This is a genomic window from Flagellimonas sp. CMM7, assembly GCF_021390195.1.
GTDB lineage: Bacteria > Bacteroidota > Bacteroidia > Flavobacteriales > Flavobacteriaceae > Flagellimonas.
In genome coordinates this window covers 2,020,021-2,044,877 of sequence record NZ_CP090003.1, presented here as the reverse complement: position 1 = coordinate 2,044,877, position 24,857 = coordinate 2,020,021, and the positions used below count along the sequence as shown (strand labels likewise).

The 24,857-nt window shown below is 37.2% G+C and carries 17 protein-coding genes; 12 read left to right on the top strand and 5 right to left on the bottom strand.

What is annotated here, in order from left to right:
• Positions 1–32 precede the first annotated feature (32 nt).
• The 5 genes from LV704_RS09305 to LV704_RS09285 form a co-directional block, all read right to left on the bottom strand.
• Positions 33–911 carry an amidohydrolase family protein gene (locus LV704_RS09305; RefSeq protein WP_163420647.1) on the bottom strand — a complete coding sequence of 293 codons (879 nt, stop codon included), beginning with the start codon at positions 909–911 and terminating at the stop codon, positions 33–35.
• Between the two features lie 13 nt (positions 912–924).
• On the bottom strand, positions 925–1,752 hold the full coding sequence (locus LV704_RS09300) for a helix-turn-helix domain-containing protein (protein WP_163420648.1): 828 nt from the start codon (positions 1,750–1,752) through the stop codon (positions 925–927).
• 284 nt (positions 1,753–2,036) lie between these two features.
• Positions 2,037–2,480 (bottom strand): 3-oxoacyl-ACP synthase, encoded by a 444-nt coding sequence (locus tag LV704_RS09295; RefSeq protein WP_163420649.1) that lies wholly within the window; start codon positions 2,478–2,480, stop codon positions 2,037–2,039.
• Between the two features lie 20 nt (positions 2,481–2,500).
• Complete coding sequence (locus tag LV704_RS09290; protein WP_163420650.1) at positions 2,501–3,853, bottom strand: PAS domain-containing sensor histidine kinase; 1,353 nt, start codon at positions 3,851–3,853, stop codon at positions 2,501–2,503.
• Positions 3,853–5,217, bottom strand: coding sequence for a sigma-54 dependent transcriptional regulator (locus tag LV704_RS09285; RefSeq protein ID WP_163420651.1), 1,365 nt, complete (start codon positions 5,215–5,217; stop codon positions 3,853–3,855). The genes LV704_RS09290 and LV704_RS09285 overlap by 1 nt, the downstream gene beginning before the upstream one ends.
• 203 nt (positions 5,218–5,420) lie before the next feature.
• Between LV704_RS09285 and LV704_RS09280 the strand changes: the two genes are divergently transcribed.
• From LV704_RS09280 to LV704_RS09230, 12 genes are all read left to right on the top strand, one after another.
• Complete coding sequence (locus LV704_RS09280) at positions 5,421–6,761, top strand: TolC family protein (RefSeq protein ID WP_163420652.1); 1,341 nt, start codon at positions 5,421–5,423, stop codon at positions 6,759–6,761.
• An 8-nt stretch (positions 6,762–6,769) separates the two neighbouring features.
• Complete coding sequence (locus tag LV704_RS09275) at positions 6,770–8,020, top strand: efflux RND transporter periplasmic adaptor subunit (protein WP_163420653.1); 1,251 nt, start codon at positions 6,770–6,772, stop codon at positions 8,018–8,020.
• A gap of 17 nt (positions 8,021–8,037) precedes the next feature.
• On the top strand, positions 8,038–8,637 hold the full coding sequence (locus LV704_RS09270) for a hypothetical protein (protein WP_163420654.1): 600 nt from the start codon (positions 8,038–8,040) through the stop codon (positions 8,635–8,637).
• A 114-nt stretch (positions 8,638–8,751) separates the two neighbouring features.
• A complete protein-coding gene (locus tag LV704_RS09265) occupies positions 8,752–9,447 on the top strand; it encodes an ABC transporter ATP-binding protein (protein WP_163420655.1) in 696 nt (231 codons plus the stop codon).
• 64 nt (positions 9,448–9,511) lie between these two features.
• A complete protein-coding gene (locus LV704_RS09260; RefSeq protein ID WP_163420656.1) occupies positions 9,512–10,276 on the top strand; it encodes a head GIN domain-containing protein in 765 nt (254 codons plus the stop codon).
• Positions 10,277–10,279: 3 nt separating this feature from the next.
• Positions 10,280–12,670, top strand: coding sequence for an ABC transporter permease (locus tag LV704_RS09255; protein WP_163420657.1), 2,391 nt, complete (start codon positions 10,280–10,282; stop codon positions 12,668–12,670).
• Between the two features lie 21 nt (positions 12,671–12,691).
• Complete coding sequence (locus LV704_RS09250) at positions 12,692–15,127, top strand: ABC transporter permease (RefSeq protein WP_163420658.1); 2,436 nt, start codon at positions 12,692–12,694, stop codon at positions 15,125–15,127.
• Between the two features lie 23 nt (positions 15,128–15,150).
• Complete coding sequence (locus LV704_RS09245; protein WP_163420659.1) at positions 15,151–17,586, top strand: ABC transporter permease; 2,436 nt, start codon at positions 15,151–15,153, stop codon at positions 17,584–17,586.
• Positions 17,587–17,608: 22 nt separating this feature from the next.
• The gene (locus LV704_RS09240) at positions 17,609–19,378 is read left to right on the top strand and encodes an ABC transporter permease (protein ID WP_370636061.1); all 1,770 of its coding nucleotides are present in this window, start codon (positions 17,609–17,611) and stop codon (positions 19,376–19,378) included.
• Positions 19,379–19,401: 23 nt separating this feature from the next.
• Entirely contained in the window at positions 19,402–20,007 is a 606-nt protein-coding gene (locus LV704_RS20045; protein WP_370636060.1) for an ABC transporter permease, read from the top strand.
• Between the two features lie 29 nt (positions 20,008–20,036).
• Positions 20,037–22,403 (top strand): ABC transporter permease, encoded by a 2,367-nt coding sequence (locus LV704_RS09235; protein WP_163420661.1) that lies wholly within the window; start codon positions 20,037–20,039, stop codon positions 22,401–22,403.
• A 16-nt stretch (positions 22,404–22,419) separates the two neighbouring features.
• A complete protein-coding gene (locus tag LV704_RS09230) occupies positions 22,420–24,837 on the top strand; it encodes an ABC transporter permease (RefSeq protein WP_163420662.1) in 2,418 nt (805 codons plus the stop codon).
• Positions 24,838–24,857: the final 20 nt, after the last annotated feature.

Genomic DNA, 24,857 nt, shown 5'->3' with positions numbered 1-24,857 from the left:
CGCTATTACTCGTACATGTTGTTGTGATGCGTTTATTCTTTTAATTTTAAGAACTCCACTGCATTGTTATAAAGTATTTTCCTTTTATCATCTTCGGATAGAAAATCATAACTATTTAATTGATTTATACTTTTTTCAATAGCATGAGGCCATACCATTTGGTCAGATCCAAACATAACTCTGTCAATTAACCCATATTTTTTCGCTTTTCTCAAAAATTGTTCTGCATAATCCATCGGTTGCTCATGAATCCAAAGAACAACTCCTAAGTCAGTATATAGCTGAGAGTATTGGAGCATTAATCGTAATGCATTTTCATAATAAACTTCGCCCGCATGCATCATATAAATTCTCAGTTTCGGAAATTTAGCAAGTACATTTTCTATTGTATACGGGTCTCCTAGTTTTATTCTAAAATTCGGACAGCATCTATAGGTAATATCCGTTGGACCGCCTCCAGTATGAAGAGCTACTGGAATATCATATCGTTCGCAAATTTTTAAGAATGGTTCAAATTTTGGGTCTGATAATGTAAAGCCATCATATACGGCTCCTATTTCTCCAAAAACTTTCAGTTTTCCAGATTCAATCAATTCTTTAAAGGCAATAGTATCTTTTGGTGGAGAATTTGTATAATATCCAGGAATTAAAATTCCGTCATCATCCAATTTATTTGGCCCTCCGATAGTACTGACAATTGCTTTTTCGATATTATGCTTCTTGAGAACTTTCAGCAATTCGTTTCTGTAGGTTTGATAGTCTTTCGGTGACATTATACCATCTGGCGCAGGGGCTGTGAAATACGTTTGCTCAGTGTAGTCATGAAGGTGCATATCAATAATAGGTTGAATATCTACTTGAGAGAAACTTAAAATTGGAAATATTAGCAGTACAATAAGTGTTTTTTTCATAATATTCTTAACTCTATTTGAGGGCCAGGCTATCAATTTCCTTAAGATTGTAATTGTAAAAATCCGAACGATGTGCCTTAAGTTTCAAAAACTCAGATGGTGAAATACCTCCAAATGCTCTAAAATCTTTAATGAAGTGCGCTTGATCATAATATCCACATAAATAGGTGACGTCGGTAAGAGAATCAACAGAGCTGTTCAAAAGAAGATTGGCGGCTCGATTGAAGCGCACTATTTTTCTAAAATGAGCCGGACTCATGCCTACACACTTCTTAAATATTTTTTGCAAACTTCGGCTCGAAATACACAATGATTCACTTAGTTGGTCAATAGAGATAACCCTATCCGATTTTAATGCGTTAATAGCATAAGGCAGTCTAGGATCTACTTTTTCTATTCTTATACGATTCATTATAAATGATTCAAGTGCAATGAATTTATCTTGAATGTGTTCTATTTCTTTGAGTTGTGATGAGATTCGATCTATATCACTTGCAGTAAAGAAAAGATCCATGTGTAATAGAGAGTCCTGTAATTCATAGGCAGGTATCTGCTTTAAATAAAACAATCCGAAGTTATTGAACTGAACTGTCATGAATTTCATACCTGCATAAGGTCGCAGGGAAACTGTACTACTGCATGATGCATAAATAGAAGAGCCCACTAAACTTTCTTGCACCTTTATTTCATTTTCTAATGAAATTAAAAGGTTACTCGTGGCATTTGGGAATATTGCCATAGAGCCGTCTAATATGTCTTTAGCAGTAATCTCAACATAGCTCAAAAAGTTCACTATCTTAAAGAGAGCGGGATGGGTTGGTATGTATATCTTTTGTATCACCAATAAATTGTATCAGATGTTTCCATAGTAATTTGGATGTCTAGATAATAACAGTTTTATTTTAATGCATTACAACGTTAAGCTAAAAATCGTTTTAATGATTCTTTAACGACCGGTAAGTGAAGTTCGGGAAATTTATTGAACAAATCCAGTGGAAATGCATGGATATGGGCTGTTGATATATAAATAGGCCAGAAGGAAAAAGTTCTTTTTCTTGGACAATATTTCAACGAGCTAAGTAGGACATTGCTCAGGGTAACATTTGAAAAAAGAGCGGCAAAAAATTAATTTACATCGAGAATCTTAATCTCAGTACCATTGAAAATTACACCATCTCCCTTCTCTTTTCCCAATAACAATTGTGCGATCGGTGAACTGGCAGAAATACAAAAAACAGCTGTATCATCAATTTTAACCGCACCTGCAGAAATGGCAACAAAATAATTTGCTGTAGTAGTCTTTACCAAGCTTCCCAAGCTAATTTTTTTCGACTTCTTATGGATATCTACCTTATGAAGAATTCTTTTTATTTCTTCAAGTTCAAAAAGTTGTTTCCCCAGTTTCTCCTGTTCCAATTGCACCATTGCTCTACCAGTTTCATGCTTGTCTCCTGCACTGCTTTTGGTTTCCGAGTTTAAGGATTCTTGCAATGAGACTCTTCTTTGTTGTAGCCTATCTGTTCTATCATTAATGTGCTCCCAACAAAACGCTAAAAGTTGTTCTTTCATACTAATTTCAATGACTATAGTTAAGCAAACGTCATTCTAAAAACAGTTTCTTTATTTGGAATCGACCGAACCTTTAAATTGCCTCCATGCAACTGCATTACTTGTTTGGATAGGCTCAAGCCTATACCCGTACCCTCATTTTTTGTAGTGAAAAATGGAACAAAAATTTCATCTATTAAATCTGTGGGAATTCCAGGTCCGTTATCTTTTACTTCAATATACTTTACCCCATCGTTTTCAATTCCCGCAATAATGTACACTTGCCCATTTTTGGTTTCCCTAACGGATTGCAGTGCGTTTTTACCCAGATTAATCAAGACTTGGGCAATTTGTTTTTCGTCAATAAAAAATTCAAGGTTATCAGGATTGCATTCTACATAAAAGTTGGTTTGCTCATCTTCTTGTCTGGTTGACATTAAAACCTCAATTTTTCCCAATAGTTTTTTTCCACTTACTATGGTTCTGTTGGGTTCAGGAACATTTAATAAACTACGGTAAGATTGAACAAAATCCATTAGATTTCCTCCCTGTTCTTTTATTACTTCCAATCCTTTTAGCGTATTTTTTATCTGAGTTTCGTCCAAACTTTTAGAAGACACTACTTTGCCATCGTTCTTATAATATTTAATTATGGAATCTGAAATGGAAGCTATTGGGGTAATCGTATTCATAATTTCATGGGTCAGCACTCTAATAAGTCGCACCCATGATTCGGTTTCCTTTTCGTCAAGCTCTTCATGAATATCCTGTACCACAACCAATATCAGTGATTTTCCATCCAGCGTAATGGGTGTTGATTTTAGCGCTAATTGTATTTGTTCACGCTCATTGGTAAGTTGGAACAATTTTCTGTCAAACGGTTTAAACGATTTAAAAACCTGATACAGTCCTTCATCTACTTGTGCGAGCTGTTTAATATGGTTTAATGGTGTATAGTTCAACAATTTTTCCAAGGTAGGGTTGGAAAAAAGGATATGCCCCTTATCATTGAAGGTCATGATCCCTATGCTTGCCTGCTTTAGAATTTCTTGATAATACTGCTCCCTTATCTGCAATTGTAAATGAACTTCTTGTATAAGACCGTTCACCCTATTCAAGCTTTGATTGAGTTCTTTAAAGGATTTTATGGAAACTTTTTCTGGGAACCGTAATGTAAAATCTTCATTGCGAATTGCATCAAAAAAATAAGAAATCTTACGGTTGGTACTATTGATAAAAGCAATTAAGGAATATACTTGAGCAATAAGAAAGACAATAGAGAAGGCCAAGGTAAAGTACCATGGTTTAAAAACAGCAAAGGCCAAGGCCAAGGCCGTTAATGTAATTAAAAGCACCCTGAAAATGAGCTGTACATAAAAGTTTCTGCTCGCCATTATTTATTCTTTTTCTTCAGTTTGTTGTATAAGGTTTGTCTGGAAATACCCAATTGATCCGCCGCTGCACTATAATTTCCATCATGCTGGTCCAACGCTCTGGAAATCATTTGCAATTCCATTTCATCTAAAGTTGCCGGACCATTATCCATGGATTGTGTTGGCTTGGAGTGCAACAAGAAATCTGTAGGTTTTAAAACATTTCCTTCTGAAAGGATTACAGCACGCTCCATAGTGTGCTGGAGTTCCCTAACATTCCCTGGCCATGAATATTCCATCAGTTTTTCTTGGGCCAAATTATTTATCCGCAATCCCTGTTTATCATATTTGTTCGCAAATCTTTTTAGGAAAAAATCTGCCAAAATCATAATATCCTCTCCTCGTTCCCTTAATGGAGGTACCTCAATTTGAATCGTATTTATTCTGTACAACAAATCTTCCCTAAAAAGTCCATCTGCAACCATCTGTTCTAAATTGCAATTGGTAGCACACACCAAACGAATATCTACATTAACGGATTTGTTAGAACCAACCCTTACCACGGATTTGTTTTGAATGGATGACAACAATTTAGCTTGCATCTGAAGTGAAAGGTTTCCCATTTCATCTAAGAACAGAGTGCCTTGATGTGCAGCTTCAAATTTTCCGGACCGATCCTCCTTGGCATCTGTAAATGACCCTTTTGTATGCCCAAAAAGTTCGCTTTCAAAAAGATTTTCAGCTATAGAGCCCATATCAACCCCAATAAAAACCTCATCCTTTCTGGAAGATAATCGGTGTACTTCACGGGCGATCAATTCCTTTCCTGTACCATTCTCTCCTGTTATGAGAACATTTACATCTGTTTTGGCCACTTTTCTAACCAAGTTGAGAACAGAAGTCAAAGCTTTAGAATTCCCTATGATGAAATTTTTATCATCATTAATCACTTGTTTTAAGTTGCTTTCTTTCTTTTTAAGTTTGTGTATCTCTTCTTTAGATTTTCTAAGTTCATGCGCCGACTTTACGGTTGTCAATAATCGTTCATTGTTCCAAGGTTTCAAGACAAAGTCAGACGCACCTTGTTTTAAGGCCTTTACCGCAAGGTCCACTGCACCATATGCGGTCATCATAATAACAGAGGTGTTGGGTGATTTCTTTTTAATTTCATTCAACCAGTATAAGCCCTCATTCCCAGTGTTCACGCCAGCGGAAAAATTCATATCTAGAAGTACAATATCTATCTGCTCCATATTGGGGAAGGAAGATATCTGATTTGGATTAAAAAGCGTCTGAACACTTTTATATTCAAATTGCAATAAAATCTCCAAAGCGCTTAGCACGCTTTTATTATCATCAATGACTAGAATCTTGGCATCAATCATTTGGCCTGTTGTTCATATTTGGTTTTAAAACTACGAATTGAGATTGTAAATTTTTAGACAGTGTAAAATAATTGGACATTTTTTGTATAAAAATTTTACACTTTTAATTTCCGCTGTTACATCGAATGATTTTAATCAATTGATAATTAGATGTTTAATTCTTTGGCACGAGAATAGCAAATAGTTTGGCATAGTAATAAATCATGAATCTTAGAATATACCTTACCACTTTAATCCTTTTTATTTCCTTGACCGGGATTTGCCAAAAGACATGGACTTTGGATGAATGTGTTTCTTATGCCGTTGAGCATAACCTCCAAGTAAAAAATTCTTCTTTTGATAAAGACTCTGGCAATGAGACCTACAAACAATCCATTAGAAATCTATTACCAAACGTGACCGCCTTTACAGATGTAACGTATAATACTGGATTAGGAGAAGACCCAACAACTGGTCTTCTTGTAAATAATGATTTCTACAGCACCAATTTCAGCTTAAATATGAATATTGATTTGTTTCAAGGATTTCAAAAATTGAACAACATCAGAGCTTCTAAGTTTATTTATAAAGCAACTCAAGAAGATGTATTGCAACAAAAATTCCTTCTGGCTTTTAGGGTGATGAGCGCTTTTTATGATATAAAATTCAACGAGGGCTTGGTCACCAATTCTTTGGAACAACTGGAGATTTCACAATCCAATTATGATCTAGTCAACAAACAAGTGGAATTAGGGATTATGGCCAAAGCAGATTTGTACGAAGCTGAATCCAATTTATTGGCGGATAAACTATTGGTCACCCAAAATAAAAACCTGCTCAAATTAGCCAAGCTGACTTTGCTCCAAGAGATGAACTTAACAGAAGAAAATGACATTGTACTACAAGATACACTCGATAGCCAACCCGAAAAAATAAACGAAGGGCAATCAGTAGATTCTGTTTACATGGTGGCAAGAAACTTTGTGCCACTTGTCAAAGCACAAGATTTTAGGGTAAAAGCTGCCAAAAAACAATTACAAGCTACAAGAGGTGGTTTATTTCCTTCCCTTTCACTTGTTGCGGGAATGCGGACAAGGTTTTCTGAAACCAATACTGACGATAATGAAGAAACCATTCCTTTCAAGGACCAGTTCGATGATAACTTGGCTCGATTTGTAGGTGCTGAACTCAGTGTTCCAATTAGTTTAGGATGGGCAAACCAATCTAGAGTAAAACAACAAAAAATAGCATATCTGCAAGCTAAGAACAATCTTGAAATACAGGAACAGCAGCTATTTCAGATTATTCAGCAATTGGTGCAGACCAATGAGGCGTTAATAGACGAATACGACCAAAGTAATAAAAGGGTAGAAGCTCAAGAACTAGCTTTTAGCATTGCACAAAAAAGATACGAAAAAGGACTTATAAACGCCATTGACCTTTTTCAGGCAAAAAATTTATATGCTGTCACCCAAAATGAAAATCTACAAGTAGGCATGCGCTTAAAGATAAGCAAGAGCACTTTGGATTTCTATAATGGCTTACCAATTTTTAATCTTAATTAACCACAGGAATGGATATACAACTGGAAAAAAGAAAAGGATTAAGACCAAAACATTACGGATACATTGCGTTAGGTGCCCTGGTCTTATTTACAGGATGGAAATTGCTCTTCGCAAATTCAGTATCCACTTTTAGAACAGAGAAAGAACGTCTTTCAATAGCACAGGTAACTCAAGGTAAGTTTGATGATTACATCACTATAAATGGTTCGGTGGCCCCAATTGCCACTATTTATATGGACGCCTATGAAGGAGGTCGCGTATCCGAAAAGTTAATAGAAGAAGGTACCATGGTCAAGAAAGGAGACATCATCCTAAAGTTGGAAAACATGATGCTTTATGAGCAAATCTTGGCCAGTGAAAGCAACTTGGCCCTAAAACAAAACGATTTGCGCTCCACTAAACTGACCTTTGATTCTAGACAAGTAGAAGGGAAGAGGTCTTTGGCCACTGCCGAATATGACCTACAACGCCTTAAAAGGAATTATGAACAAAACGAAGCACTTTACAAGGACGAGCTGGTTTCTAAAGAAGTGTATTTAACCGCCAAGGAAAACTATGAGTTGTCTAAAAAGCAGCATGACATCGTAAAGATTCAAACTGAACAAGATGATCAATTAAGAAGAACCTCGCTAACAGGGTTGGATACAGATTTACAACGTATGCAAAAGACCTTATCCATGGTTTATGAGCGTTTGGACCATTTAAATGTTAGGGCTCCCGCTGATGGACAATTGGGTTTTTTAGATGCTGAAATAGGACAGAGCATTGCACAAGGTGAACGTATTGGGGTAGTGAATGTACTGACAGATTTTAAAATTGAAGCAGAAATAGACGAGCATTATATAGATCGTATAAAACGAGATCTTTCAGCAACATTGGAAAGAAACGGAAAAGAATATGGCCTTCGTTTACGTAAGGTATATCCAGAAGTTAGAAGTGGACGGTTTAAAGTGGATCTAGTTTTTACAGATAACAAGCCAGAAACTATAAGAGCTGGACAGAGCTACAATATAAAATTACAGCTTGGTGCTTCTAATGATGCACTGTTACTTCCAAAAGGAGGTTTCTTTCAAAGTACCGGAGGGCAGTGGGTTTTTGTAGTGGGCACAAATGAAAACGAGGCCGTAAAACGAAACATCCGTATTGGAAAGCAAAACTCAAGATACTATGAAGTGTTGGAAGGTTTAGAGCCGGGTGAACAGGTAATCACCAGCAACTATGACAGTTTTGGAACTGCAGAAAGAATCGTTTTAAAATAAAAGAAATACATCAAAAAATGAACAAGCTATTAATGATTTACGGATGTTTACTCATAAGTAGTACCGCCGTAGCCGAAGAACAACAAAGTACGAGAATGGTTGTGCAGACAACCACTAAAACTGTTAGTGCGTTTGAGAACCATTTTACTGTATTGACCATCAATACTGAGGTAATCAAAGATTACTTTACCCTGAATCTAGATGAAATTGAATTTGTTGAGGAAGAATCAGAAATTGATTTAGGCTTTGATACCAGTGCTTATCTTCCAGAGGGTTTTAGTCCCTATGAATTCTATTTTGATTTGAATTCCATCATATATATTGAAGAGGAAGACACATTACAGTTGGATTTTGATACCACATATAATTTACCAAAAGGGTTTGATCCCTATACAGACATAGTCGGAGTTGAATCCATTAATTATGTAGAGGATGAAACTGTGGAATTAGGTTTCAATACAGCCAACTATTTGCCAGTTGGTTTCTCTCCATATGAAGTTTATTTCGATTTAAATTCCATTGAGTACATAGAAGATGAAGGGGAGGAAATAGAAATGGACCTTGGTTTTAAGACCATTTGTTTAACCCTTCATAAAAACGGAATTAACGCAGATTAAATCAATACTGAACAGGAATAAGAATTAATTACAGGTTTACTGAAACAAACCGCTATAAAACAGGTCTTTAAAGAAACCTAACCAAGAAAGTTTAAAAAAACAATAACGAATAAGATGATACAAATACAGGATTTAAAAAAGAGTTTCAAAACAGAGGAAGTAGAAACGCTAGCATTAAATGGTGTAAACCTTAAAGTGGCCGACGGGGAATTCGTAGCTATCATGGGACCTTCAGGTTGTGGAAAATCAACTTTGCTAAACATTATTGGTATGCTGGACAATCCTACGGATGGAAGTTACCAATTTGCAGGACATGAAGTTGGAGGGTTACGAGAGAGTCAACGAACGCAATTGCGAAAGGGGAATTTAGGCTTTGTTTTCCAGAGCTTTAACCTTATTGATGAGTTAACTGTTTATGAAAACGTGGAACTCCCTTTGATTTATTTAAAAATGAATAAGTCCGAGCGCAAAGAGAATGTAAAAAGAGTGTTGGAACGCATGAAAATCGCGCATCGCGAAAAACATTTTCCACAACAGCTTTCTGGTGGTCAACAGCAAAGAGTTGCTATATCAAGAGCAGTAGTAACCAATCCAAAATTAATTCTTGCGGATGAGCCTACAGGTAACTTGGATTCCAAAAATGGAATTGAGGTTATGAACCTGCTCACAGAACTTAATCAAGAGGGTACAACCATTGTTATGGTAACACATTCCGATAGAGATTCCCATTATGCACACAGAGTCATCAACTTATTTGATGGGCAAATTGTTACGGAAAGTCAAAACAAACCCATGGGAGCAATGGTGTAAGTAAAAACCGAGGGGTTTATTCATTAATCAAAAAACAAAATCATCAATCAAAAGACGAATAGTTATGAAATCATCAAAAACGCAAAAGTATACTCAAAAACTGCTCATCATCGGTTTTGTTCTGTTCTATGGGTATTCTTTTGGTCAACTTAAAAAAGTTACTGTTGAACGCTTTGACAAGGTCATTGTAAGCCCACATATAGCTGTAAATTTTGTTGAGAGCGAATTTGAGTCTGTCAATGTTCATTCAAGTACTGAGTCAATAGAAAAACTCAATATAGAAGTTGTTGGCAGAACCCTTCACCTTTATCTGGACAATGCTAAAATGGTAACCAAAGGTGAGAAAATCAAAAATGATAAATGGAAAGGCAAAAGATCCATTTACGGAGGAACCGTGGTCACCGCAACAGTTGCTTATAAAAAGCTAAAAGAACTTTCACTACGTGGAGAAGAAAAATTTGTTTGCGAGAGTCCTATAAGCGGTCCAGAATTTAGACTCAAGGTCTACGGAGAGTCTGAAGTGTATTTAAATGAAGTCGACCTGGATCATTTAATTACAACCAGTTATGGTGAAAGCTACTTAGAACTTAAAAAAGGCACTATAGGCAGACAAAAAATAACGGCGTATGGTGAAAGCAAAATTAACACTCTGGAGGTGAATTCTTCTGAGGTTAAGATAACGGCATATGGAGAAGGCAGCTACAGGATAGCAGTCTCAGACAGACTAAAGGTTACCGCTTATGGGGAAGCAATTGTTGCCTATGAAGGTTCTCCGGAAGTGGATAGAGGTATAATAATAGGTGAAGCAGAAATTCAGAAAATCGATTAAGTCATGTTCAAGAACTATATAAGAATTGCCTGGAGAAACCTTTTAAAAAGAAAGGTTTTTACTGCTATTAACATTTTAGGCCTTGCCATTGGTTTTGGTGGCGGTATCTTAATCTATTTGTTCTTAAGTTATCATCTTTCTTTTGATAATTTCCATGCAAACGCTGATCGCATTTATAGAATGAATACTGAGGAGCATAGAGATATAATAGAGTATGAACCCAGTGTGCCCCCAGCTTTTGCAAAGACCTTTAGGGAAGATTATGAGTATGCAGAAAAAGTCGCCAAAATCTCACGTCAAGATGGTCTTATAATGGATGTAGAAAAGAATGGCGTCACTCATAAATTTAAGGAAGATGTTGCCTTTGTAGAAGAAGATTTCTTCAAAATCTTTAATTACCCTTTGGTCAATGGCAGCAATAACATCTCTCTTTCAGCACCAAACACAGCAGTACTGACAGAAGCAGTCGCCCTAAAAATGTATGGAAAAACAGATGTTGTAGGAGAGACTTTTGTCTTGCAAAATAATAAGGCCATAGAAATTACCGGAGTACTAAAAAATATCCCTAAAACCACTTTTTTAGATAGAGAGGTATTTGTCTCCTTTGAAAACCTCAAAGATTTTTTTGAGTTTGCCGCTTCAGAAACTTGGGGAGGTATAACCAGCAATCTACAGACTTATGCGCTTTTAAAACCAAACCAAGACATAGCATCTATTGAATCCGTCTTGCTGGAACTTCCTAAAAAACATAGGCCAAAAAGCAAGAACAAACATATTTATAAATTACACTTGTTGTCAGATATTCATATTGATCCGCTTTACTACGGTGGTTTAGATCCTGTTCTTTTATGGGTGTTTGCCATTATAGGTGTGTTTTTGATCACAATAGCCTGCATCAACTTTATCAATATTTCAACTGCTCAAGCTTTTTACCGTTCCAAAGAAATTGGTGTTCGCAAAGTACTTGGGAGTTTTAAACAGCATCTGTTTTGGCAATTCTTATCGGAAACGTTTGTCATCAGTTTATTGGCAATTATATTAGGTATTACACTTGCCTTAATTTTTCTATCCTCATTTAACGCCCTTTTTGAAATTCAACTATCCTGGAGGGATCTTGTAAACTATGAATTCTTTGGGTTTCTAATACTCATTTTAACACTGGTTTCATTCCTATCAGGAAGTTACCCTGGTATCTTAATGGCTCGCATTGTTCCGGTACTTGCACTTAAAGGAAAACTAAGCCATAATGATACAGGAGGAACAACCACAAGAAAAGTACTTGTGATTGCCCAGTTTGCAATCTCCATTACTCTAATTGCCGCTACGTTGATTATTTCTAGACAGATTGATTATGCTGTAAATACCGATTTGGGTTTTGATAAAGAATCCATTGTCATGGTGGAGATTCCTGAAAGTCTAGGGCGCATTAAACTTAATAGTCTAAAAGAGCGGTTTAGTCAAATTCCCGGTGTACAGAACGTTTCCGCCTGTTTAGGCAGTCCTGGTGCCGCGGATAACAACTGGGGAACAGGGATAAGATATCATAACAGACCAGAAGATGAAGAATTTAGTATAGAAGTGAAAGCAGGAGATGTTAACTATTTGAACACTTTTAACATTCCCCTTGTAACTGGTAGAAACTTCTTTGAAAGTGATTCTGCTATTTCAGAATTACTTGTTAATGAAAAACTGGGTGAAAAATTAGGTCTGGCCACTTCCGAAGAATTAATTGGCAAAAAAATTGAAATTAATGGAGGTGGTACAAAAGGGACAATTGTTGGGGTGGTGAAAAATTTTCATGATTCCAACTTTACAGAAGGGATAAACCCGGTTTTTATTGCGGACAACCCTAATTGGTATGGTGAAATTGCCCTTAAAATAAATCATCAAAATACAGCATCTACTTTGGCCCAAATTGGGGAAAAATGGTCAGATGCTTTTAAAGGATATATTTTTGACTACCGTTTTTTAGATGAAAGAGTTGCAAAGCAATATGAAACGGAACAACGGTATCTATCCCTTTCCAAGGTATTCTCAGGATTGGCAATATTAATTGGTTGCCTAGGGCTATATGGACTTATCCTGTTTTTTGTAGGGCAACGCACTAAAGAAATAGGCATACGAAAAGTACTTGGCAGTAATGTGGCCAATATTCTAACCTTGTTCACTGTAGACTTTTTTAAACTTATTCTAATTGCTGGTGTCCTTGCCACCCCAATTGCATGGTATTTAATGGAGCAATGGCTTCAAGGTTACGCATACAGAACTGAAATACATTGGTGGGTCTTTGCATTTGCCATTCTTTCCATAATGGTCATTACGTTAATTACCATTAGCTATCAAACATTAAAAGTGGCAGTTGCAAGTCCTGTAAAAAGCTTGAGAACCGAATAACAAATCAAAAACCGAAATGTCATGCTAAAGAACTATTTAAAAGTCGCATGGAGAAGTCTCTTGAAAAATAAGGGGTTCACCATAATCAATATAGTTGGTCTTAGTTTTGGGGTTACCGCCTGCATATTGATTTCCATTTATATTGCTCATGAAAGTAGTTATGACAAACATATAGCAAATTCCAACAATATTTATCGAATGACCAATACTATCGTCCAAGACGGTAATGTAAGGGGCGGAATTCATTTTTCTGCCATTACTGCTACAACTGTTCTGAATGACTTTGGTGAAGTTGAAAATGCTGGAAGAATAATGGACAACGGATTGTTTTATGGAGCTGGCAGTAATGAAATTCGATTGGAAGGAAGCCCCGCGCAATATCATGAGGAAGGTTTTGCCTATGCCGATCAGTCCATTATGGGCATTATGGATATTAAAATGATTTACGGAGATGCCCAAACAGCATTAAGCGAACCAGGTACTATTGTAATTTCTAATAGTATCTCTAAAAAGTACTTTGGTGAAAGCAATCCGGTTGGAACGTCAATATATCTGAACGGAAACGATGAGGAACCTTTTCGAATCAATGGTGTTATGGAGGATTTTGCAAGCAACTCACACCTAGATTACGATTTTATGTTAACCTTATCTGGAGTAGAGTTTGGGGAAGGGGAACAAACCAGATGGACCCAGAACAACTATTTCACCTACCTGACTTTAAAGAGTGGAACAAATATCCCTCAGTTCCAAAAAAAAATGTCAACTCGTATTATTAGGGATTACTTAATGCCAGCCTATAAAACCGGTGGGTTTGCCATGGCAGGAAATCTTGAAGATCGACTTTCCATTGGATTACAGCACTTGACCGATATAAATCTGTATTCAAGTGATATTGCGTTTGAAGCCAATTCAAGAAACGACATCAAGATTATATGGATTTTTGGTATAGTGGCCTTGTTTATTTTGGTTATTGCCAGCATCAATTTTGTAAATCTCTCCACTGCCAAATCCGCGAATAGAGCCAAAGAGGTTGGGATTAGGAAAGTAGTTGGGGCGCCCAAACGTTATCTTGTGGGTCAATTTTTGACTGAGTCTGTTTTACTTTCTTTCATTTCCTTTGTTATAGGCTTGGTGCTGACCTGGTTAATGATGCCCGTTTTTAGAAACATCTCCGGAAAAGCATTGAGTCTGCCGCTTTCAAGTCCCTTGTTTATCTCTATTCTTCTTGTATCTGCATTGGCGGTAGGTTTACTTGCAGGTTTGTATCCCTCTTTTTATTTATCAAGATTTCGTCCAGTAGCGGTCCTTAAGGGCAAGCTTAGTACCGGAAGTAAATCCAGTGCATTACGAAGCGGTCTTGTTGTATTTCAATTTACCATTTCAATTATTCTAATCATTGGAACCCTTATTGTGAATCAGCAGATGGACTTTATCCTCAACTCTAAATTAGGTTTTGAAAAAGAAGAGGTAATTCAGCTCTACGGAACCAATATTATGGGTGATAGGGTAGATACTTTTAAGGATGAGCTTAAAAAAATAAACGGGGTCGCCAATGTAAGTATAAGTGACTATTTGCCTCTTGAAGGAACAAAAAGAAATGGCAATAGCTTTGTAAATGAAGGTAGAGATAATGTGGACGAAACCGTTCCCGGACAGGCTTGGGTAGTGGATGAAGATTACTTGGAAACCCTGGGTATGAAACTAGTGGAGGGAAGAAATTTTTCCGAAGATAGAAGTGCTGATGACGATGCAACCATAATAAACCAAACAATGGCTAAAAAACTTAACCTAGATGAGCCTATTGGTAAAAAAATATCAAGGTATGGTAGACTTTATGAAGTCGTGGGTGTTGTTGAAGATTTTAATTTCAATTCTATGAAGCAAGAGGTGCAGCCCCTCTGCTTTTTTAGAGGATTAAGTCCCTCCATAATTTCTTTAAAAGTAGATACAGGAAACATGACTTCCCTATTAAAAGAAGTGGAAAGAAAATGGAACGAGTTCTCACCCAATATGACATTTCGCTATGCTTTCATGAACGATTCTTTTGCCAAAATGTATGGCAATGTAAGTCGTATACGAACCATATTTCTCTCTTTCTCGGTTTTAGCAATTCTTGTGGCTTGTCTCGGGTTATTTGCCCTATCGGCTTTTATGGTAGAACAGCGAAAAAAGGAAATCAGCATTCGTATGGTTTTGGGAGCTTCCTTTAAAAATATTTACAGTTTGTTGAGTCTTAATTTTTTGAAGCTTGTTGCGGTTTCAATTATTATGGCCATTCCCGTCGGGTGGTATGTGATGAGCAGGTGGTTAGAAGATTTTGCATATAAGACGGGCCTAGATTGGACCACTTTCATAATGGCGGGGCTAATTGCCTTGGTTATAGCTATTCTGACTATTAGTTATCAATCCATTAGTGCAGCATTAATTCAACCCTTAAAAAGCCTAAGGGCAGAATAAAACACATCAAAAAACGAACGACTATGTTTAAAAATCACATTAAAATAGCTTGGAGAAATCTTAAAAAACAGCCGTTTTTTACATTTCTGAACATCTTTGGCCTTGCTATAGGTATGGCTGGCGGACTTCTAATCTCATTGTATATATACGATGAATTGAGTTTTGACAAAATGTTTGCAGATGCTGACCGCATACACAGAATAAATGTGGATATAAAATTTGGCGGCGAAGCACGTGAATTTGCAGTGACTCCTGCACCATTGGCCGAGGCAGTTGACAATGATTTTCCAGAAGTTGAATTGACTACACGATTTAGAACTAGAGGTAGTGCTTTGATTAGAAAAACAGACACTGAGGTGAATGTTAAAGAGCTGCAAACCACCCACGTAGATTCCACGTTCTTCAAAGTGTTTGGGATAACACTTTTAACAGGAGACATTAAAACGGCCCTTAAATCACCTAACACTTTAGTCTTGACCAAGACAGCTGCAGAAAAACATTTTGGAGTTAATGAAGCTCTAGGTCAAGTACTTTTATTGAACAATCACGAAACGTATACCGTAACAGGAGTAATTGATGACCTCCCCAAGAACTCATTTTTAAGAGATCATACCGTTTTTATGGCTATGGCCGGGTATGAAGATTCCCGCATAGTGAATTGGGGCAGTAACAATTACCAAACCTTTGCCAAACTTATTCCTTTTGCCGATGTTGATAATATACAAGAGCCTCTTCGTGGTTTTTTGGGTAAATATGTAGTTCCAGGAGTACAGCAATTTATGCCAGGTATTACCGAAGAACAATTCAAGGCGGCAGGAAATCACCTGATCTATAGCACAATACCATTGACAGATATTCATCTAAAATCTGATCGTGTAGCAGAAATAAGTGCAAATAATGATATTAAAAGCATATACATTCTTTCGTTTATCGCGATATTTCTAATTGTTCTGGCTTGCGTCAATTTTATGAATCTATCCACTGCACACTCACTTAAAAGGGCTAAGGAGGTTGGTGTTCGCAAAACCTTGGGTTCCAAGAAGGGAGAGCTTATACGTCAGTTTTTGATAGAGTCAGGATTGGTTTCTTTTGGTGCCCTTTTGTTTGCTGTGGTATTAGCTATAATTGCGCTGCCTTTTTTCAATAGTTTGGCCGATAAGGCTATTTCCATTCCGTATTCAAGTCCAATTTTCTGGTCAATCATATTGGCATCTGGCATTGTTTTAGGGCTTTTCTCGGGTAGCTACCCTGCATTCTTTATGTCAAAGTTTAGGCCGGTAAAAGTGCTTAAAGGTTCTAGCGGGGCTAATCTTGGCGGTGGAAAAATTAGGAACGGACTGGTTATATTTCAGTTTGCAATCTCCGTTTTTCTAATAGTTAGCACGTTGGTTGTATATCAACAATTAAAATATATTCAGAATAAAGATTTAGGTTTTTCAAAAGACCAGGTCCTGATTATCAATGACGTATTTGCCATAGGTAATCAAGTGACTTCCTTTAAAGATGAGGTAAAAAGTTTAGGCTTTGTCAAAAGCGCGACCTTAAGCAGTTTTTTTCCAACTCCTTCCAGTAGATCCGACAGCGTTTTTACTCCTGAAGAAGGTGCTAGCGACCAAGAAAATGCCCTAAGTATGCAACGCTGGGGTGTTGACTATGATTATGTCCAAACCATGGGCTTTAAAATTATTGCTGGAAGAAACTTTGACAGACAGTTTAAAAATGATTCCACCAGCATCATTATCAATGAGTCCGCGTTAAGTGTTATTGGGATTCCTGCTAATGAGGCAATTGGCAAACGCTATACTCCCGATATGGGAGCCGAAAACCCAAAATACTATACCATCATTGGAGTCGTTAAGGACTTTCATTTTTCCCCTTTCAGAGATGAAATAGAATCCTTAAGTCTTCACTTGGGTGATTGGGCGTATTCACTAGCCATAAAACTGGAAGCAGGTAGTTTTTCAAATGCCATTAAGAGCATTGAGAACATTTGGAACAAAGCGGCCCCTGGACAGCCTTTCGATTATTATTTTATGGAAGATTCCTTTGATAAAACCTATAGGTCAGAACAACGCTTAAGTCATATTTTTTTCATTTTCACTACCCTTTCTATCTTAATCGCATGTCTTGGACTATTTGGTTTAGCAGCTTTTAATGCTGAGAAAAGAACCAAAGAAATTGGGGTTAGAAAAGTATTGGGAGCCAGCGTTGGGCAAATAACCTATAAACTAACCATAGATTTTCTAAAATTGGTAGGAGTTGCCATCCTTATTTCGCTGCCTCTAGGGTGGTTTGCCATGGATAAATGGTTGGAGGACTTTTCCTATAGGATTCAAATAGGCTGGTGGGTATTTATACTTGCGGCTTTTTTAGCTGCCTTAATTTCCATTTTAACCGTAAGCTACCAAAGTATAAAAGCTGCCGTAGTAAACCCTGTAAAAAGCCTTAAAACCGAATAAATACATCAAAAAACAGATCGTCATGTTAAAAAATTATTTAAAAATAGCTTGGAGGAATCTTACTAAGAATAAAGCGTACACTATGATAAACGTTGGTGGTCTGGCATTGGGAATGGCCGTTACCCTTATCATAGGGCTTTGGATCAAAGATGAGCTTTCTCACGACGACTATTTTGAAAACAAAGATGATATTGCCCAAGTAATGCAATCCCAAACCTTTAACAATCTAACTGGAACCGGTCAAGCAATTCCTCGTCCCTTGGAAATGGCTCTTAGAGAAGGTTATATGGATAATTTTAAACATTTGGTCATGTCCTCTTGGACCAATTCGCAGTATCTAAAATACAAGGATAATAGCATTTCAAGAACTGGGAATTTTATGCAGGAAGCAGCACCGGAAATGCTGGCATTAAAAATATTAAAAGGAGAGCGAAATGGGCTTAGAGAACTAAACTCAATCATGCTTTCTGCATTAACCGCTGAAGCACTTTTTGGCCAGGAAGATCCTATCGGTAAAGTTATTAAGGTCAATAGCCAATATGATATGATGGTGACCGCTGTTTATGAGGATCTTCCTTTTAATTCTTCTTTTTATGACACTCATTTTATGATGCCTTGGGATAAATATGTGGGCTCAAGAGAATGGGCTCAAGAGGCCGTAGACAATTGGGGCAATAATTCCTTTCAAATGTTTGTGCAACTGGCAGACAACACATCAATGGAAAGAGTTTCTTCAACTATTAAAGATGTAAAGAAGAACTTATTTGAAGATGGCGTGGAATTTAATCCACAGTTATTCCTTCTACCAATGAAAGATTGGTATTTACGTTCAAAATTTGAAGATGGCAAACAAGTTGGGGGCAGAATAAAATATGTTTGGCTCTTTGGGATAATCGGCGCTTTTGTACTGCTGTTGGCTTGCATCAACTTTATGAACCTTAGTACCGCACGATCAGAAAAAAGAGCCAAAGAAGTAGGGATTAGAAAATCCATTGGTTCGCAAAGAGGGCAGTTGATCAACCAATTTTTAAGCGAGTCTTTCCTAGTCGTTTTATTTGCTTTTGTCATTGCCGTTTTCATTGTTTTGTTATCATTGACAGGCTTTAATGAATTAGCTCGAAAAGAGATTGTATTCCCGTGGGGCAACACTTCTTTTTGGCTTACATCCCTTGTTTTTATTTTACTAACAGCACTGTTGGCCGGAAGTTACCCTGCTTTATATCTTTCTTCCTTTAGACCTGTAGATGTGCTAAAAGGCACCTTCAAAGCAGGCAAACATGCTGGTACTCCTAGAAAAATTCTGGTGGTTCTTCAATTTACCGTTTCAGTAGCATTTATTATCGGGACTGTCATTGTAATGCAACAGATAAACTATGCTAAAAACCGCCCTGTAGGTTATGATAAAGAAGGATTGATTCAGGTTCCCACTTTCAGTGAAGATTTTACAGGCAAATATGACCTAATGCGCAGTGTATTTTTAGCTTCAAATGCAATAGTTGAAATGTCATCTTCAAGTAGTCCAACAACAAGGGTATGGTCTAACCGAAATGGGTTTACCTGGGAGGGCAAGCCAGAAGGTTTCCAAGAAGATTTGGCATGGACAGAAGTGTCGCCTGAGTATGCTAAGTCCTTGAATTTAAAAATTGTAGAAGGAAGGGATTTTTCAAGAGAGTTTGCAACGGATTCAACGGCAGTTCTATTGAACCAAACAGCAGTAAAATATCTTGGGCTAAAAAACCCTATAGGAATGCTTATTAAAGATAGTTCTGAAGAAGACCCTGACCCCCATTAAAAATTGTTGGGGTCGTAGAGGATATGATTGCACAATCCCCTTATGAACCTGTTAAGCAAGGTATGTATGTTTATGATCGAGAGGGTGAATCTAGTTATTACAACCTTCGGTTGAATCCAAAACAAAGCGCTAAACAGAATATCGCCATCATAGAACGAGTGTTCAAGGAGCATTTTCCTAGTATTCCCTTTCGATACGAATTTGTGGACGAGCAATACGGGAAAAAATTTGCCTCCGAAGAACGTATAGGAAGACTGTCCGGGATTTTCACTGCCTTGGCCATTTTAATCAGTTGTCTTGGCCTGTTTGGCCTAACCTCTTTTGTTGCCGAACAGCGCACTAAAGAAATAGGGGTTAGAAAGGTGCTGGGGGCATCTGTATTTAATGTATGGAACATGCTTTCCAAAGACTTTTTAAAGTTGGTTATTATTTCTTGTTTCATCGCTGTACCCATAGCCTATTATGTAATGAACGGCTGGTTACAGGAGTATCCATATCGTGTAATTCTTAAGTGGTGGATTTTTGCCTTGGCCATGTTGGGAGCAATGGGTGTTACCATTTTGACTGTGAGTTTTCAAGCAATTAAAGCCGCTAGATCCAATCCTATTAAGAGTCTGCGTACGGAATGAATTAAACATCAATCAAAAAAAATCATATCATGTTAAAAAATCATATCAAGGTTGCATGGAGAAGCTTTACAAAAAACAAATGGTATTCTCTTTTAAATATAGGAGGGCTCACCATTGGTATGGCGTGCAGTATTTTCATTCTTTTATGGGTGCAGAATGAGTCTAGTTATGATACTTTTCATTCCAATTCAGATAACATATATAGACTGACAGCAGAGGCAAATGAAAATTTTAAAGCAGCAGTAAGTGCTCCTGGCATGGTTGAGGAATTGCCTGATTATATCCCTGAAATAAAGTCCAGTCTTCGTCTAAGTGCCCCTTTTGAGGCCTTAGTTGAAATGGATAATCAAAAATTTAAAGAAGGCCCCGTTTTCTATGCAGATTCTAATCTTTTGGATGTGTTTACCTTTCCCCTAATAGAAGGCGAACCTGAGACCGCCCTTGATAATCCTGACGCTATTTTAATAACAGAAACCATTGCAAATAAGTATTTTGGGACGGGAAGTGCCTTGGGAAAGACCATTAAGGTTGACAATAAGGACACCTTTACTGTTGCAGGCGTGTTAGCAGATATTCCGTCCAATTCACACTTACAATTCAACATGATAATACCAATGAGCTATCATGCAGGAAATAATAGCGATTTGGTAAACAAAGTATGGAACAGCTTTAATTTTTATGGTTACTTCCAGTTTGAAAAAAATGCAGTTTCTACCCCAGAGGAATTATCTAAAATGGAGGATAGAATCAATAAGATTTTTGCAGAACGATCACCTGAATTTGAGATTACTTTTAATTTACAGCCTTTAAAGGATATTCACTTACATTCTGACTTGCAAATAGATCTTCCTGGTCATGGAAATATTCAATATGTAAACATCTTCTTTCTAGTTGCCCTTATCATTTTAATAGTGGCATGTATTAATTACATGAATCTAGCAACTGCGCGATCTTCCAAAAGAGCCAAAGAGGTAGGCTTAAGAAAAGTGATAGGAGCTGGTCGTCGCCAGCTTATATTTCAGTTTTTGGGTGAATCGCTAATTATTTCTTTCCTCTCCTTAGTCCTTGCCATAGGTTTGGTGTATTTGTTGCTACCTGCATTTAACCATCTTTCTCAAAAAGAACTTGTATTTAGCATGGCAGACCCAATACTCTGGTCGGCTTTGCTCATTATAGCTTTGATAACTGGGCTTATTTCCGGAAGTTATCCTGCTTTATTTCTATCAGGATTTAAGCCAGTTAAAGTTTTAAAGGGCAAATTGAAACTCTCAAAATACAATCTTCTGTTCCGAAATGGATTGGTCATTTCCCAATTTGTAGTTTCTGTGTTGTTGATGATCGGCACTACAGTTATCTATAAACAATTGACTTTTATTAAAAACAAAAACCTGGGTTATGATAAATCCAATTTAATATACATTCCAATGGAAGGGGAAATGTGGGGAAAACAAGAAGCATTAAAAACCGCCTTGGCCCAAAATCCACTGACAAGTGATTTTTCCATCGTCTCTGATATTCCGGCCAATCTCGTCTCCGGTGATTTTGATATTCATTGGGAGGGTAAAGACCCTAATGAACAAATTCTTTTCCCAAGTATTATGGCAGATGAGAATTTCTTAGATGTTTTTCAGATGAATCTCTTAAAAGGCAGAAAATTTGAAAAAAACTCATTTGAAAAAAATGACTACATCATCAACGAAACCGCTGTCAAGGTAATGGGCATGAATACAGAGGACATTATAGGCAAAACCCTAACTTTTCGCGGAGATAAAGGGACTATAATCGGTGTTGTTAAGGACTTTAATTATAAACAATTACAGTATGCCATAGAGCCTTTGTTAATGCAACATAGAAATCATGGAAACATTGCCGTAGTGAGAACAGCTCCCAAAAGTACGGAGGGTGCCATTGCTGCTCTTGAGAACATCTATCACACTTTAAACCCAGCCTATCCTTTGGTTTATAATTTTGTTGATGCCAATTTGGATTCCCAATACAAAGGGGAGCAGCAAATGGGTTCAATCTTTAAAGTGTTCGCCATACTCGCGATTTTTATTTCTTGCTTGGGTCTTTATGGTCTTTCTGCTTTTATGACAGAACAACGTTTCAAAGAAATTGGGATTAGAAAAGTTTTAGGAGCAAACGCCATAAGATTGGTAAATATGCTTTCCAAAGATTTTCTAAAACTGGTTTTTATAGCTTTTGTTCTTGCTGTTCCACTTGCCTGGTATATAATGAGCAAATGGTTGGAAGAATATGCATTTCATATAGAAATTCAATGGTGGATGTTTGCTCTGGCCGGTTTCACAGTGTTATTTGTGGCACTATCAACAGTCAGTTACCAAAGTTTAAAAGCATCCTTGGCGAATCCGATTAAAAGCCTAAGAACGGAGTAATCAAAAAATAGAGCTTATGTTTAAATTGTTTCTAAAAATAGCAACTAGGTTTCTCATCAAAAACAAGATGTATTCCTTTATTAATGTCGCTGGTCTGGCCATTGGAATTGCATCATTCATTTTAATCATGCTCTATGTGAATTATGAACGTAGTTATGACACGTTCAAAGGTTCAGAAAATGTACATAGGGTGTTCATGGATTATTTGGAAGGAGGCAAATATGTTCCTCGTGATGCCAATGCCTATATTGTAAGTGGTCCAACCCTAAAAGAAAAATTCCCTGAGATAAATGACTTTGTACGGTTTCGGCGGAGACATGGAATGGTTTTAATACACAACAACTTAGCTTTTGATGAAAACATAGGCGCATTGACGGATCCGTCATTCTTTTCAATCTTCGACCGTAATTTAAGTAAAGGAAATACGCAGACAGCATTGAGTGAACCTTATTCCATTGTACTCACTTCTTCCCTGGCAAAAAAAATCTTCGGGGATGCAAATCCAATAGGAGAAACTGTAAAGATTGTGGGTGATGCAGATTCCACATTTACAATAACTGGGGTTTTGGCAAATGACAACCAAAAGACCCATTTAAAAAATGATTTTCTAGTTTCTTTTGAAACCTTCTACACATGGAAGATTTTTCAAAATGATTGGAAATATACTTGGAACCAAAACGAGTATTTCACTTATCTCCAAGTTGATGAATCTGCAAATGTGGATTTACTCAATCAAAAGGTAATGGCCTTCAGGCCTGAAGGATTAAAAAACGAAAGACATCACCTGGAACCAATAGAGGACATACACCTGTATTCACATAAGCCATATGAAGCTGAAACCAATGGCAATGGCGATAACATTAAACTTTTGTCCATTATTGCTTTCATCACCCTTTTGTTGTCATGGATGAACTATATGAACCTATCCAGCAGTAAATCATTGGAACGAGCCAAAGAAATAGGAATCCGTAAAGTGGCAGGAGCCAAAAAATCACAACTAACACTACAATTTCTCTTTGAATCCGCTTTATTAAATTTTGTGGCAATACTGTCAGCTCTGCTCGTTGTCTATCTCTTATTGCCCAGCTTCAATCGATTGGTAGGACAAAATTTAGGGTTTGATAGCGCACAATTAAAAACCCTTCTCCCCTATTTGGGTATCATGCTATTGGGCGCTTCCTTGGCCGCTTTATATCCTGCCTTTGTATTAAGTAGGTTCAGCCCAGTTAAAGTTCTTAAAGGAAAATTACAGACTTCAAAAAATGGTCTTCATTTTAGAAGAGCTCTCATCATCACTCAATTTGTGGCTACCATTGCTTTGTTAATATGCACATTCATGGCAAATAAACAGATTCGTTTTCTTAAAAATCGCCCAATTGGTGCTGATTTGAACCAAGTAGTAGCATTAAAGGGACAAGTTTTAGATAGGGCATCAGACTCGTTGTTCTATCCAAAATTTGAGACTCTTCTAGACGAGCTTAGTAAAAGTCCTTATGTGGATGAGGTGACCGCAGCAGGCACCTATCCTGGAGATGCTTATGCCAATATGAATTCCAATGTAGGGATTACCTTCCCAGATGGAAGAATCGACGATAAGCACATTTGGTATAACTATGGTGCCTACCCCAAGTATTTTAATTTAATGGGAATGGAATTCGCTGCGGGAAAGGCTTTTTCACAAACTGCCCAAAAATGGAGTCGAAATGTAGTAATCAATGAAAGGATGGCTCATTTCATGGGGGTTTCTGATTTTGAGACTATCATTGGCAAAACGATCAATTTTTGGGATGAAGATTGGACGGTGAGCGGTGTAATCAAGGACTACAATCATTTTGGATTAAAAGCAAGAGTAGAGCCTCTGATTATAAGGCATGGCAGAAACAGTAGCAATGTTTTGGTCAAGCTTGATAAAAAAGCGACCACCATGGCCGGAATAAACAAGGCCTTGTATGATTTGGAGCGTATGTGGCATAAAGTCTTTCCGCTGAGCACTTATAATTATACCTTTTTAGATCAAAAGTTTGAGGCGTTCTTTAATGAAGATCGAAAATTTGCCAAGGCTTTCCAGATATTTACTATTCTGGCAATTTTAATTGCCTCTCTGGGGCTTTTTGGACTTACTTCCTATACCTGCATTCAAAGAAAAAAAGAAATCGGCGTCCGAAAAGTCAATGGGGCAACAATTACCCAAATTCTACAATTGCTGAATCAAGACTTTATAAAATGGGTCGGATTGGCCTTTGTAATAGCCATACCAATTTCATGGTTTGCAATGCATAAGTGGCTCGAAGGTTTTGCCTACAAAACCACCATTAGCTGGTGGGTATTTGTATTGGCAGGAATCTCTGCTTTAATAGTTGCCTTGATATCAGTAAGCTGGCAAAGTTTCAGAGCAGCAATTGCAAATCCAGTTGAAGTACTTCGGGACGAATAAAAAATCATCAAATCAATCAA